This window comes from Streptomyces sp. NRRL B-24085 (assembly GCF_001282115.1).
Taxonomy (GTDB): Bacteria; Actinomycetota; Actinomycetes; order Streptomycetales; family Streptomycetaceae; genus Streptomyces.
Map to the genome: position 1 here is coordinate 1 of NZ_LJBR01000291.1, position 13,610 is coordinate 13,610.

Annotated in this window: 13 protein-coding genes and 1 pseudogene; 7 read left to right on the forward strand and 7 right to left on the reverse strand. The window is 72.5% G+C overall.

Features of this window, described 5'->3' with window-relative positions:
• The 4 genes from dnaG to AOJ26_RS28605 all read right to left on the reverse strand — a co-directional run.
• Window positions 1–1,388: DNA primase (gene dnaG / locus AOJ26_RS28590; RefSeq protein ID WP_053851245.1), on the reverse strand; the 1,388-nt coding region annotated here is incomplete at its 3' end.
• A gap of 29 nt (window positions 1,389–1,417) precedes the next feature.
• A complete protein-coding gene (locus tag AOJ26_RS28595) occupies window positions 1,418–2,683 on the reverse strand; it encodes an NAD(P)/FAD-dependent oxidoreductase (protein ID WP_053851246.1) in 1,266 nt (421 codons plus the stop codon).
• A gap of 134 nt (window positions 2,684–2,817) precedes the next feature.
• Window positions 2,818–4,071, reverse strand: coding sequence for a deoxyguanosinetriphosphate triphosphohydrolase (locus AOJ26_RS28600; protein ID WP_053851247.1), 1,254 nt, complete (start codon window positions 4,069–4,071; stop codon window positions 2,818–2,820).
• A gap of 56 nt (window positions 4,072–4,127) precedes the next feature.
• On the reverse strand, window positions 4,128–4,940 hold the full coding sequence (locus AOJ26_RS28605; protein ID WP_053851248.1) for a sirohydrochlorin chelatase: 813 nt from the start codon (window positions 4,938–4,940) through the stop codon (window positions 4,128–4,130).
• A 211-nt stretch (window positions 4,941–5,151) separates the two neighbouring features.
• Here AOJ26_RS28605 and AOJ26_RS28610 point away from each other — a divergent pair, with 211 nt between their 5' ends.
• Together AOJ26_RS28610 and AOJ26_RS28615 are read left to right on the forward strand one after the other, a co-directional pair.
• The gene (locus AOJ26_RS28610) at window positions 5,152–5,838 is read left to right on the forward strand and encodes a SanA/YdcF family protein (protein ID WP_053851249.1); all 687 of its coding nucleotides are present in this window, start codon (window positions 5,152–5,154) and stop codon (window positions 5,836–5,838) included.
• 127 nt (window positions 5,839–5,965) lie between these two features.
• Window positions 5,966–8,068 (forward strand): molybdopterin oxidoreductase family protein, encoded by a 2,103-nt coding sequence (locus tag AOJ26_RS28615; RefSeq protein WP_053851250.1) that lies wholly within the window; start codon window positions 5,966–5,968, stop codon window positions 8,066–8,068.
• On the opposite strand, the gene AOJ26_RS28620 is transcribed toward AOJ26_RS28615, so the two are convergent.
• Complete coding sequence (locus AOJ26_RS28620; protein ID WP_053851251.1) at window positions 8,028–8,489, reverse strand: gamma-glutamylcyclotransferase family protein; 462 nt, start codon at window positions 8,487–8,489, stop codon at window positions 8,028–8,030. The genes AOJ26_RS28615 and AOJ26_RS28620 overlap by 41 nt on opposite strands.
• Before the next feature lie 131 nt (window positions 8,490–8,620).
• On the opposite strand from AOJ26_RS28620, the gene AOJ26_RS28625 reads away from it, so the two are divergent.
• Window positions 8,621–10,276, forward strand: coding sequence for a M4 family metallopeptidase (locus AOJ26_RS28625; protein ID WP_053851252.1), 1,656 nt, complete (start codon window positions 8,621–8,623; stop codon window positions 10,274–10,276).
• A gap of 79 nt (window positions 10,277–10,355) precedes the next feature.
• A complete protein-coding gene (locus AOJ26_RS28630; protein WP_053851253.1) occupies window positions 10,356–10,703 on the forward strand; it encodes a hypothetical protein in 348 nt (115 codons plus the stop codon).
• 31 nt (window positions 10,704–10,734) lie between these two features.
• Here the strand turns inward: AOJ26_RS28630 and AOJ26_RS28635 are convergent, their stop codons facing one another.
• A complete protein-coding gene (locus tag AOJ26_RS28635; protein WP_053851254.1) occupies window positions 10,735–11,166 on the reverse strand; it encodes a VOC family protein in 432 nt (143 codons plus the stop codon).
• Between the two features lie 73 nt (window positions 11,167–11,239).
• A complete protein-coding gene (locus AOJ26_RS28640) occupies window positions 11,240–11,839 on the reverse strand; it encodes an NADPH-dependent FMN reductase (protein ID WP_053851255.1) in 600 nt (199 codons plus the stop codon).
• A 276-nt stretch (window positions 11,840–12,115) separates the two neighbouring features.
• Between AOJ26_RS28640 and AOJ26_RS28645 the strand changes: the two genes are divergently transcribed.
• From AOJ26_RS28645 to AOJ26_RS44575, 3 genes and pseudogenes are all read left to right on the forward strand, one after another.
• Complete coding sequence (locus AOJ26_RS28645) at window positions 12,116–12,640, forward strand: hypothetical protein (RefSeq protein WP_053851256.1); 525 nt, start codon at window positions 12,116–12,118, stop codon at window positions 12,638–12,640.
• A 112-nt stretch (window positions 12,641–12,752) separates the two neighbouring features.
• Window positions 12,753–13,379 (forward strand): class F sortase, encoded by a 627-nt coding sequence (locus tag AOJ26_RS28650; protein ID WP_053851257.1) that lies wholly within the window; start codon window positions 12,753–12,755, stop codon window positions 13,377–13,379.
• Window positions 13,380–13,422: 43 nt separating this feature from the next.
• Window positions 13,423–13,610: pseudogene (locus AOJ26_RS44575) on the forward strand (HAD family hydrolase); the annotation flags it as partial.

A 13,610-nucleotide genomic window follows, 5' to 3' on the forward strand; every position in this document is an offset into this window, starting at 1 on the left:
TACGACGGCTGCTGGGGGCCGCGTCCGGAGGGGGCGGGGCCCTTGCCGCCGCGGTCGCGGGCCCACCGGGCGAGCTGGGCGACCCGCTTGACCACGAACTGGGTGTCGAGGATGCCGAGCATGCCGGCGAGCTGGACGGCCACCTCGTGCTGGGCGCCGCTGTTCTTGATGCGGGCGACGATCGGGGCCGCCTCGTCCAGGGCGGCGGCCCGGCCGGCGGGGGTGTCGAGGTCGTAGCGGACGACGATCTGGCGCAGCGCGAACTCGAAGAGCGGGGTGCGGGGTTCGACCAGGTCGGCGACCGCGTCGTCGCCCTTGGCCAGGCGCAGTTCGCAGGGGTCCATGCCGTCGGGGGCGATGGCGATGTAGGTCTCGGCGGCGAACTTCTGGTCGTCCTCGAAGGCGCGCAGGGCCGCCTTCTGACCGGCCGCGTCGCCGTCGAAGGTGAAGATCACGCGGGCGGAGCCGTTGTCCATCAGCAGGCGGCGCAGGATCTTGATGTGGTCGCCGCCGAACGCGGTGCCGCAGGTGGCGATGGCGGTGGTGACGCCGGCGAGGTGGCAGGCCATGACGTCGGTGTAGCCCTCGACGACGACCGCGCGGGACGCCTTGGCGATGTCCTTCTTGGCGAGGTCGATGCCGTAGAGGACCTGGGACTTCCGGTAGATCGCCGTGTCGGGTGTGTTGAGGTACTTGGGGCCGTTGTCCGCCTCGTAGAGCTTTCTCGCGCCGAAGCCGACGACGTCCCCGCCGATGTCGCGGATGGGCCACATCAGACGGCCGCGGAAGCGGTCGATGGGCCCGCGGCGGCCCTCCTGGGCGAGACCGGAGAGCAGGATCTCCTTGTCGCTGAAGCCCTTGCCGCGCAGGAAGCGGGTGAGGTGGTCCCAGCCCTGGGGGCTGTAGCCGACGGAGAAGTGCGCGGCCGCGGCCTGGTCGAAGCCGCGCTCGGCGAGGAACTGGCGGCCGGTGTCGGCCTCCGGGCTGGTGGCCAGCTGCTCCATGTACCAGTCGGCGGCGATCTTGTGGGCCTCGACCAGGCGGATGCGCTCGCCGCGCTGGTGGGAGGGGTTGTAGCCGCCCTCCTCGTAGCGCAGGGTGATGCCGGCCTGGGCGGCGAGGCGCTCGACCGCCTCGGAGAAGGAGAGGTGGTCGACCTTCATCACGAACGTGATGGTGTCGCCGCCCTCCTGGCAGCCGAAGCAGTGGAAGAGCCCCTTGCTCGGACTGACCTGGAAGGACGGCGACTTCTCGTCGTGGAAGGGACACAGGCCCTTGAGGTTGCCCCCGCCCGCGTTGCGCAGCTGGAGGTACTCGGACACCACGGCGTCGATCGGGACCGCGTCCCGTACCGCCTTCACGTCCTCGTCGTTGATCCGTCCTGCCACGCGTGAAGTCTACGGGGAGGTACTGACACCTACGGGACGAGGCTGACGAGTGGAACGTGCGGGTCCGCCAGCGCCTCCGTGTCCACCTGAGCCCCGGACCGGATCAGTGCCTGGATCGGCTCCGTGACGTCCCACACGTTGACGTTCATCCCGGCCAGCACACGGCCCTGCCTCACCCAGAAGGCGATGAACTCGCGCTTGCCGGCGTCTCCCCGGATCACCACTTCGTCGTAGGAGCCGGGGGGCGCCCAGCCGCTGTACTCCATCCCCAGGTCGTACTGGTCGGAGAAGAAGTAGGGCACGCGGTCGTACGTCACCTGGCGGCCCAGCATCGCGCGCGCCGCCGCCGGGCCGCCGTTGAGCGCGTTGGCCCAGTGCTCGACGCGCAGCCTGTTGCCGAAGAGGGCGTGGTGGAAGGAGGCCACGTCGCCCGCCGCGTAGATGTCCGGGTCGGAGGTGCGCAGGTGTCCGTCCACGGCGATCCCGCCGCCGTGCGCCCGGTCCGCCAGTTCGAGCCCGGCCGCCTCCGCGAGGGCTACGCGGGGGGCCGCGCCGACCGCCGCGAGGACGTCGTGCGCGGGATGCTCCTCGCCGTCGTCGGTGCGGGCCGCGAGGACCATGCCGTCCTGTCCGACGATCTCCGTCAGCCGCGCCCCGAAGTGGAAGCGGACGCCGTGCTCGCGGTGCAGCTCGGCGAAGAGGTTGCCGAGCTCGGGGCCGAGGACTCCGTGCAGCGGGGTCTGCGCGGGCTCGACGACGGTGACCTCGGCGCCGTACTCCCGGGCGGCCGCGGCGACCTCCAGGCCGATCCAGCCGGCGCCGGCGATCACGAGGTGGCCGTTGTCCCGGCCCAGGGCGGCCAGGACGCCCTTGAGGCGTTCGGCGTGGGCGAGGCGGCGCAGGTGGTGGACGCCCGCGAGGTCGGTCCCTGGGATGTCCAGCCGGCGCGGCTCGGCGCCCGTGGCAAGCAGCAGCTTGTCGTAGCGGACCGCGGTGCCGTCCTCGCCGAAGCGGACCGTCTTGGCCGCGCGGTCGATGGCGTCCACGGTCTCGCCGAGGTGCAGCTCGATGTCGTTGCGCGCGTACCAGGCGGGTTCGTGCACGAAGACGCTGTCGCGCTCCTCCTTGCCGAGGAGGTAGCCCTTGGAGAGCGGCGGGCGCTCGTAGGGGTGGTCCCGTTCGTCGCAGATCAGTATCACGCGGCCGGTGAAGCCCTCCGTCCGGAGCGTCTCGGCCGCCTTGGCGCCGGCGAGACCTCCTCCCACGATGACAAAAGTCTGATCCGCGTCGACCACTTGGTTCCTCCTCGTAAGGGTGCCGCCACAAGGGAGCGTCCCGCACGGAGCGTGATGGGGGAAGGGGGAGTGGCCCGATCAGGCCACGGAGGGTCACATTCGGGCACCTTTCCCGTCACTCCTGCATATGTGTTCTACACGTGCCCCATGAGACGGGCGTGAAGCGAACGGGCGGACGCGTCGGTGAGGGAGGCGATCTGGTCCACGATCACCCGCTTGCGCGCGCGGTCGTCGGGCGCCCGGTCGAACAGCGCGCGGAACTGCGGGTCGAGGCCGTCGGGCGCGCGGGCGGTGAGCGCCTCGGCGAGTTCGGCGACGACGATCCGCTGGTCGGCCCGCAGCCGCGCCTGTTCGGCGCGCTGCATGACGTACCGGTCGGCGACCGCCTTGAGCACCGCGCACTCCAGGCGGGTCCCGTGCGGTACGACGAGTTCGGCGTCGTACCTCGTGAGCCTGCCGGTGCCGTACCGCGCGCGGGTGGCGGCCTCGGCGGACAGGCAGAAGCGGCCGATGAGCTGGCTGGTGGCGTCCTTGAGGCGGGCCTGCGCCACGGCCGAGCCGTCGTAGCCGTGCGGCCACCATTCCTGGTCCTGGAGCCGGTCGAGGGCGGCGGCGAGTTCGGCGGGGTCGGTGTCCGCGGGGACGTACCTGCCGAGGGCGACCTCGAAGACCGCCCGGCGTTCCGGTTCGGCGTGCAGGCAGTTGGGGTCGATGTGGCCCGCGTGCAGGCCGTCCTCGACGTCGTGGACCGAGTACGCCACGTCGTCGGACCAGTCCATGACCTGGGCCTCGAAGGTGGTGCGGGTGCCGGGGGCGTCCTTGCGGATCCAGTCGAAGACGGGGCGGTCGTCGTCGTAGACGCCGAACTTCCGGGAGCCGGGCTCGGTGGGGTGCGCTCCGCGGGGCCAGGGGTACTTGGTGGCGGCGTCCAGGGTGGCCCTGGTGAGGTTGAGGCCCACCGAGCCCTCCTCGGTGAACCGCTTGGGTTCGATGCGGGTGAGCAGCCGCAGGGACTGGGCGTTGCCCTCGAAGCCGCCGCAGTCCTGGGCGAATTCGTTCAGCGCGTGCTCGCCGTTGTGCCCGAACGGGGGGTGGCCGAGGTCGTGGGCGAGACAGGCGGCTTCCACGAGGTCGGGGTCGCAGCCGAGGGCCGCGCCGAGCTCCCGGCCCACCTGGGCGCACTCCAGGGAGTGGGTCAGGCGGGTGCGGGGGCTGGCGTCCCACATCTGGTTCCTGGTGCCCGGCGTGACGACCTGCGTCTTGCCGGCGAGCCTTCTGAGCGCGGCGGAGTGGAGGATGCGGGCGCGGTCGCGCTGGAAGGCGGTGCGGCCGGGGCGCTTGTCGGGTTCGGGGGCCCAGCGTTCGGTTGACTGCGGGTCGTACGGCATGTCTTGACAGTACGGGCAGGTACTGACAATTCGCCGGTGCGTCCGCCGGGTTCCGGTTATATGGCGAGTGCGGGCACTTCGTGGCTGGGCGCGCGGTTCCCCGCGCCCTTGAGGTCAGTCGCCTGGTCGTAGCGGTGGAGGATCAGGTCCGTCATCGCGGGGTGCGTGCCCAGGGGCGCTGACGCGATCCACGGGGCCTTCTGCGCGCACTGCCTCGCGAAGAGGCCCGGAGCTGTGAAGTACGACGCCACCGCGACCCGGTGGCGGCCCCTCGCCGTCAGTGCCCTGATCGCTGTTTCCACCGTCGGCGTCGCCGCGGAGGCGTAGGCCGGGATGACCGGGACGCCCAAGCGGTCCGCCAGGAGCTGGGCCGTGCGGCGGGTGTCCGTGGCCGACTCCGGGTCCCGGGAACCTGCCGCCGCCAGGACGACCGCGCTCTCGCGGCGGGTCTCCTCGTCCGTCCCGGTGTGCCAGCCCGCTTCCGTCAGACGGGCGTGCAGGGTGTCCACGAGCAGCGGATGCGGGCCGAGCGGAGCCGCCACGCGCGTGCGTGCCGGGGAGGCGGCCGCCATCTCGGGGATGTCGCGCTTCACGTGGTAGCCGCGGGAGAGGAGCAGCGGGACCAGGACCGCCTCCGCCGTGCCCAGGGACGCCAGCGTGTCGGGCAGCAGCGGTTCGTTCAGTTCGATGTGGCCCAGGTGCACCGGCAGGTCGGGGCGCTGGGCGCGGACCTGGTCCAGGAGCTCGTGGACCGTGGCGAGGGTGCGCGGGTCGCGGCTGCCGTGGGCCACCAGGACGAGCGCGGGCGGCTCGGGGCGGCGCCGTTCGTCGAGGGAGACGAGGCGGGGTCGGCTGCTGATCCGGTTCATGCGTTGATGGTGTCCGCCGGAGGTTGCCTTCCCGTTTCACCGCAATGACGTGTGCTTTCCGGCGGATCACCGTGCGGGGCGGCGGCATGTGAGGTGGCGTGACCTGCGACTTCGTGACGGCAGGTGAGCCTGCTCACGCGTCGGCGGCCGAACCGATCGCCCCGGCGGCACGTCTTTTCCGGTCGGAAGGCGACCGGGGAGGGACCGTCCGATGCGACTGCCGAGGCCACGCAGACCGCGCCTGCCACGCACGCGTGCCGGGCGGCGCAGGCTCGTGCAGGCGGTGATGGCGGGCTGTGTGCTGGCGCTGCTGCCGTCGACCTGGATGTACCTGGTGACCGGCGACCGGCTGCGCACGACGGCCGACGTGCCGCGCACCCAGGTGGCCGTCGTCTTCGGCGCCGGGCTGTGGGACGGCGAGCCGTCTCCGTATCTCGCCCACCGGCTCGACGCGGCGGCGAAGCTGTACCGGGAGAACCGGATCGAGGTCGTCCTCGTCACCGGCGACAACAGCCGGGAGGACTACGACGAACCCGACGCCATGCGCGCCTACCTGACCCGGCACGGCGTCCCGGACCGGCGGATCGTCAGCGACTACGCCGGCTTCGACACCTGGGACTCGTGCGTGCGTGCCCGGAAGATCTTCGGTGTGGACAGGGCGGTACTGATCAGTCAGGGGTTCCACATCCGGCGCGCGGTCGCCCTCTGCCAGGCGGCCGGGGTCACCTCGTACGGCATCGGCGTCGACGCCAGGCACGACGCCACCTGGTACTACGGCGGCACCCGGGAGATCCTCGCGGCGGGGAAGGCGGCCCTGGACGTGGTGTTCCGGCCCGACCCGCGGTTCCTTGGCCCGAAGGAGCCCGGCGTGGCGGATGCGCTGGCCTCGGCCCGCTGAACGGATGGGTGCCGGCGCGCGCAACGGGGTTTCTCACCGCTTCGGGGTGCCCCGGGGGAGGTCGCCGTCTCGGTGGCGTAACACGCAGCCGCCACCGGCGTAACACGGCCGACGCACGCTGAGGAGCATGCAGAACTCCGCGACGCCCACGCACTGCCCGTACTGCGCCCTGCAGTGCGGCATGAACCTGACCCCCGCGCCGGACGGGACCGTCGAGGTGAGTGAGCGTGCGGACTTCCCGGTGAACCGGGGGGCGCTGTGCGGCAAGGGCCGTACCGCGCCCGCGGTGCTCTCGTCCCGGGTGCGACTGACCTCCCCGTTGGTGCGCTCCGGAGGCACGCTGGTGCCCGCGACCTGGGACGAGGCGCTGGACCGGATCGCCGAGGGGCTGTCCCGCACGCGTACGGAGCATGGCCCGGACGCGTGCGGGGTCTTCGGCGGGGGCGGCCTGACCAACGAGAAGGCGTACACCCTCGGCAAGTTCGCCCGGGTCGTCCTCGGCACCTCGCAGATCGACTACAACGGGCGCTTCTGCATGTCGTCCGCGGCGGCCGGCGGGATGAAGGCCTTCGGTCTGGACCGCGGGCTGCCCTTCCCACTGGAGGACATCCCGAAGTCCGGCTGTGTGATCCTCGTCGGCTCGAACCTCGCCGAGACCATGCCGCCGTCCCTGCGGTTCTTCACCGAACTGCGGGAGAACGGCGGCACGCTGATCGTCGTCGACCCGCGCCGCACCAAGACCGCCGAGCAGGCCGACCTGCACCTCATGCCCCGGCCCGGCACCGACCTCGCCCTCGCGCTCGGACTGCTGCACCTGGTGGTGGCGGAGGGCCGGGTCGACGAGGAGTACGTCCGTGAGCGCACGGTCGGCTGGGAGGACGCGCGGGCCGCCGCGATGGCCCACTGGCCGGAGTACGTGGAGCGGATCACCGGTGTACCGGTGCCTCAACTCCGGGAAACCGTACGGCTGTTCTGCGAGCCGGAGTCCGCGATGGTGCTCACCGCGCGCGGGCCCGAGCAGCAGTCCAAGGGCACCGACACGGTGAGCGCGTGGATCAACCTGTGCCTGGCGACCGGGCGCGCGGGGCGGCCGTACAGCGGATACGGCTGTCTGACCGGGCAGGGCAACGGGCAGGGCGGGCGCGAACACGGCCAGAAGGCCGACCAGTTGCCCGGCTACCGCAAGCTGGACGACCCGGCGGCGCGGGCACATGTCGCCGAGGTGTGGGGCGTGGACCCCGACTCGCTGCCCGGACCGGGGCGCAGCGCCTACGAGTTGCTGGACGCGCTCGGCACCGACATCAGGTCGCTGCTGCTGATGGGGTCCAACCCGGTGGTGTCGGCGCCGCGTGCCGCGCACGTCGAGGAGCGCATCAAGTCCCTGGACTTCCTCGCCGTGTGCGATGTCGTCCTGTCGGAGACGGCCGCGCTCGCGGACGTGGTCCTGCCGGTCACCCAGTGGGCCGAGGAGACGGGCACGACGACCAACCTGGAGGGGCGGGTGCTGCTGCGCCGGCAGGCGATCACCCCGCCCGACGGCATCCGCAGCGACCTCGAGGTCATGCACGAACTCGCCGACCGGCTCGGCGTGGAGAAGGGCTTCCCGACCGACCCCGAGGAGGTCTTCGAGGAACTGCGCCGGGCGAGCGCGGGCGGACCGGCCGACTACTCCGGGATCACGTACCGCCGACTGGCCGAGGAGAACGGGGTGTTCTGGCCGTGCCCGACGCCCGTCAGGGACGTACCCGCCGGTGACGACGACCTGCACCCCGGTACCCCGCGCCTCTTCCTGGACCGCTTCGCCCACCCCGACGGGCGGGCCCGTTTCGTCGCCGTCTCGCATCGGGGCATCGCGGAGGAGCCCGACGAGGAGTACCCGGTGCTGCTGACGACCGGGCGGGTCGTGGCGCAGTACCAGTCCGGTGCGCAGACCCGGCGCGTGGACGAACTGAACGCCGCGGCGCCGGGCCCGTTCGTGGAGCTGCATCCGCGGCTCGCGGAGCGGCTGGGGGCGGCCGAGGGCGATCCGCTGGCCGTGGTCTCGCGGCGCGGACGGGCCGTGGCCCCGGCCCGGATCACGCCCGGCATCCGCCCCGACACGGTCTTCATGCCCTTCCACTGGTACGGCGAGGGCCGCGCCAACACCCTCACCAACCCGGCGCTCGACCCGACCTCGCGGATGCCGGAGTTCAAGGCGTGCGCGGTGCGGGTGGAGACGGTGGAGGGGTAGTCCGGCCGAGCCGCCAGTCGCCGCTCGCGATGAGCTTGCCGCGGGCACGCAGGCGGGCGGCGACGGGAGGGGCCGCCACGTAGACCCAGGCGCGCACGGGGGTGCCGTCGGCCGTGCGGGTCACCTCGCGGGCGACCCGTTCGTACAGGTTGTGCGGGTTCCCCGGCGTGTACTCCTCCAACTCGTCGAGCACGGCGAGCAGTTCGGCGTAGGCATCGGCCCGCGGGGTGACGAGCTCCCCCGCGACGGCTCCCTGGGACTCCTCGACGGCGTACGGGTAGCCGGGGCCGTCGTACAGCAGCGCGCCCGTCAGTCGGCCCGGTTCCTCGCAGCGGACGCGGCCGCGCAGGAAGAGGTCGTGGTTGACCTCGCCGGGGCGGAGGGTGCCGTAGACGAAGAACGGGAGTCGTGCAGAGGTCACAGAAACGATTCTCTCCCCTCACACACCTGCACGTACCGCGCTATGGACATGGCTTGTCATGGCCTCTTAAATCTTCGTCAACGTCCGCGCCACCCCCCACGCGCCCCATTGGCGCCTTCCAGAGGAGACCGATGAGTCGGATACGGCCGTACGTCCGAGGTGCCCGTTCCCGTCGTCTCGCCACCGCCGGAGTGGCCGCCACCGCCGCCACCCTGCTCGCCGCGGCACTCTCCCCCGCCGCCGGTGCGGCGGACAGACCGACCCGGGCCACGGCGGTCGAGAACGCCGCCGCCGTCCTGGCCGACCACGCCTCAGCGCTGGGGCTCGGCTCCGCGCAGAGCACCAAGGTCCGGGACGTGATCGTCGACCCCGACGGCACCCAGCACGTCCGCTACGACCGCACCTACCGCCAACTGCCTGTGCTGGGAGGCGACTTCGTGGTCCACCTGGCGCCGGACGGGGCGTACCGGAGCTCCTCGCGCGCCACCCGGAGCGCGATCTCCCTGTCGAGCGTCACCCCGGCCCTGTCCGCCCCGAAGGCGGCCGACCTCGCGGCGAACGCGCTCAAGGCGGCCAACCTGGGCGAGACGCTGAAGAAGCTGACCGCCAAGCCGCGGCTGGTCGTCGACGCCCTGCACGGGGCGCCGAGGCTGGCCTGGCAGACCGATGCCGCCGCGCAGGACTCCCTCGGCAACCCGGTCGCGCGCACGGTCCTCACGGACGCCCGCACCGGGGCGCAGATCGACGCCTGGGACAGCATCGAGCAGGCGGCCGGCGACGGCAAGTCGCTGTACAGCGGCACGGTTTCGCTGGAGACCACGCAGTCGGGGTCGGCGTACCAGCTCAAGGACGCGACGCGCGGCAACACCTACACCGGTGACGCGGCGAACAAGACCGACCTGTGCTTCCTGACCATCTGCTTCAGCCGGGCGCCCGCCACCCTGTTCACCGACGCCGACAACCACTGGGGCACCGGGGCGACTTCGGACCGGGCCACGGCGGCGGTGGACGCGCAGTACGGGACCGACGTCACCTGGGACTACTACAAGAACGTCCACGGGCGGAACGGGATCGGCGGGGACGGCAAGGGCTCCTACAACCGCGTCCACTACGGCAACAACTACAACAACGCCTTCTGGGACGACAGTTGCTTCTGCATGACGTACGGCGACGGTGACGGGACGCAGATGGGCCCGCTGGTGTCGCTGGACGTGGCCGGGCACGAGATGTCCCACGGTGTGACGTCCAAGACGGCGGCGCTGACGTACTCGGGCGAGTCGGGCGGGCTCAACGAGGCGACCTCCGACATCTTCGGCACGCTGGTGGAGTTCTACGCGGGCAACTCCTCCGACACCGGCGACTACCTGATCGGTGAGAAGATCGTCCGCTCCGGCTTCGGACGGGACGCCCTGCGCTACATGGACAAGCCCTCCAAGGACGGCAAGTCCGCCGACTCCTGGAGTAGTTCGGTCGGCAATCTCGACGTCCACTACTCCTCCGGGGTCGCGAACCACTTCGCGTACCTGCTGGCGGAGGGCAGCGGCGCCAAGACAATCAACGGTGTCAGCTACAACTCCCCCACCTCCAACGGCTCCACGGTCACCGGCATCGGCCGGGCCAAGCTGGGCGCCATCTGGTACCGGGCGCTGACGGTCTACATGACGTCCTCGACGAACTACGCGGGGGCGCGCACGGCCACCCTGAACGCGGCGAAGGACCTGTACGGCGCGGGCAGCACGGAGTACAACGCGGTGGCGGCGGCCTGGAGCGCGGTCAACGTGAACTGACGTGCACCGGTCTTCCGACGTGTGACACGGCCGCCCCGGATTCCGGGGCGGCCGTACCCGTGACGGCAGGAGGGGTGACGTGGGTGAGGGTGACCCGCACATTCATGTCGAGGCGAAGGTGGTCCGCGGCGAGGCCGCCGTGCGCATCCTGCTCGCGGCCACGTTCGGCCTGGCGGGCGACCTGCCGGGCACCGTGGCCACCGGGTGCGGGCTGCGGGTGCCGTACGCCATGACCTCACCGCGACCGGACCGGGTGACGTGCCTGGCCTGCCGGGAGCACGCACACGCCGAACACCTGCGGTTCGCCGACGAGATCGAACGCATGGGCGGCCTGCCCGGGTCGCCCGTCACCCCGGCCGACGCCCGGCGAGTCGCCGAGCGGCATCGCGCGCTCGCGGAGCGGTTCTCGGGCAGCACCGGGGTCTGAGGAGGAACGCAAGCCCCTCAGCCACCCCCGGCTACCGGCCGAAGTCCGGGAGGGTGAGCGTGCCGTCCGCCGCCAGGGGGAAGCCCGGGTTGTACGCGACCTCCCAGGGGTGGCCGTCCGGGTCGGTGAAGGCGCTGGAGTAGAAGCCGATCTCGTTCACCGCGGCCGGCTTGGTGAGCGTGCCGCCCGCCTCCACGACCTTGGCGAGGAGGGCGTCGACCTCGGCCTCCGAGCGGACGTTGTGGGCCAGTGCGATGCCGCCGAAGCCGCTCCTGGGACCCGGTTCCAGGCCGCAGTCCACCGCCAGCCTGTCCCGGCTCCACAGGACCAGGCCGAGACCGCCCGCCTGGAAGAAGACCGTCTCCTCGACCTCCTGGCCGCGCCAGCCCAGGGCCTCGTAGAAGGCCTTGGAGCGGGCGAGGTCCGTGACGCCCAGCGTGATCAGGGTGATGCGCTGTTCCATGCCCATCACCTCACCGTAGCGCCGGCAGGGACGCTCGCCCGCGCGCGGTCGGCCAGACGGTTCACCCGCCGTGTCACCCGCCGTACGGCCGGGCGGCCCTCCCCTCCCTCAGCACCCTCCCCCACCACACCAACTGGTCCAGCATCGTCTTCGCCGCCGCGTCCGGGCCCGAGGGGTCCTTCAGGCGGCCGTCGGCGAAGGAGCCGCCCGCGTTGTGGAAGCTCACGGTGTCCCGGACCGTCACCGCGTGGAGCTCGGCGAAGACCTGGCGCAGGTGCTCCACGGCGCGCAGGCCGCCCGAGATGCCGCCGTAGGAGACGAGGGCCACCGGTTTGGCCTGCCACTCCGTGAAGTGCCAGTCGACCAGGTTCTTCAGGCCGGCCGGGTAGGAGTGGTTGTACTCGGGGGTGAGGACGACGAAGGCGTCCGCCGAGGCGAGCTTGGGGGTGACCGAGGCGAGGGCGGCGGTCGTCTCGGGGGTCGGGGCCATGGACATGGGCAGGTCGGCCCCGGCCACGTCCACGACGTCCGGGACCAGGTCGTCGCGGTCGCGCAGGCGGCCGAGGAGCCAGTCGGCGACCACGGGGCCGAAGCGGCCGTGGCGGTTGCTGCCGATGACCAGCGTGACATTGAGGGGCGTGATGTCTGTCTGCACGAGGGTGTCTGTCTGCATGGAGGACAGCCTGATACCTCGACCAAAGTTGAGGTCAAGCACGGATCGTGAGTGGGGGGTCACCCGTTCACACGTGCGCCGGCGCCCTTCGGGTTCTCTTCGGCGACCCGTCCCACGCACGCCGATGACCTGCTGAAACCTCGGCCGACGCGGCCCGGGGCGCAGCGATCTGACACCCGTTCAGCGCATTTCTGACGCACTCTCAGGAAGCGGGCCCGGCCCACTGCCACTTACCTCGAAGGCACAGGGACCCACCCGAGAGCTCGAAGGAGCACCATGCGCCCCACCACCCGCCTGCTGACCGGCAGCGCGCTCGCCGTCGCCGCCGCGGGTCTCGTCTGTGCGCCCGCGTCCGCCGGCGGCACGGCCGGGCTCCAGGTGTTCCCGTCGTCCGTGGTGCCGGGCGGTCGGGTCACCGTGACGACTGCGGCGTGCGGGGACGCCGGTACGGCCGCCGCGGGGGACGCCAGCGCGGTGGGCGCGGGCGCCTTCACGCTGGCGCCCGGCACGCACCGGGGCGACGCGACCGGGCGGTTCCGGGTGCCGCCGAGCGCGCAGCCGGGGACGTACGAGATCGCCGCGACCTGTGCGGAGGGCGGCCGGCGGGTGACCGGTGACCTGGTGGTCACGCTGACGTCCCAGCGTCAGCCGGTGCACCCCAGAGGAAGCGTGAAGACGGGGGTCGGTGGCGCTCTGGGCCCCGACCCCGTGCAGACCGCGGCCGGTGTGGCGGCTCTCGCCGTCGCCGCCGCGGGCGGTACCTGGCTCCTGCATCGCCGGGCGAGAGGCGACGGGATCTGACGGACACCCTCCGCTGTCCGTCCGCCGGTACCGCATGTCCCCTCCCCCTCCGGGTCCGACGCCCCTCGCGGCCCGGAGGGGGACGGGCAGGCCAGCCGTAGAGGAGGCTCCTGTGCGCAACCGCAGGATCGGCGACACCGCCATAGCGGGGGTCACCGTGGTGGCCCTGTGCAGCGGCGCGTGGCTGCTGCGCAGCGGCGCCGAGACGCACGCCCCGCCGCAGCCGTCCGCCGCCCAGGCGCACGCGGGCGGGGACAGCGGACGGGCCGCGGCGCCCGCCCTGCCGCCGTCACCCCCCGACCGCGTGCGCATCCCCGCGATCCACGTGGACGCGCCGCTGACGGGTCTGGCCCTCACGGCGAGCGGCAGCCTCGATGTGCCGCCGGCCTCCAGGAAGAACCTCGCCGGCTGGTACGAGGCCGGCACCACCCCCGGCGAGACGGGCACCGCGGTCCTCGCCGGGCACGTCGACAACGCCGAGGGACCCGCCGTCTTCTACGACCTCGGCGCCCTCCCCAGGGGCGGCACGATCGAGGTGGACCGGCGCGACGGAAGCGTCGCGGTGTTCACGGTGGACGCGGTCGAGGTGTACGACGCGAAGGACTTCCCCGACGAGAAGGTGTACGGCGCCGCGCGGCGGCCTGAGCTGCGGGTGATCACCTGCGGCGGGGGCTACTCGCGCTCGACCGGTTACCGGGGCAACGTGGTGGTCTTCGCGCACCTCACGGGGAGCAGCTGAGGCGCTCCCGCGGTCGGTGCAGGGAACCGGCGCGCGGTGGGGCCCCCTTCCGGGCGGCGCCGCCGTGCGCGAGGTGACCCGGCGTACCGGGGCCGCCCTGACGCCGGCCGCGGACGACTCCCCGGCTCGACGCCGACGTGCTGCTCGCGGCCGACCGGGGCCGGCGGCCGGGGCACGGGGAGCCGGCGGACGAGAACTGGACCGCGCCGGCGATCAGCGCGCTGCCGGAGC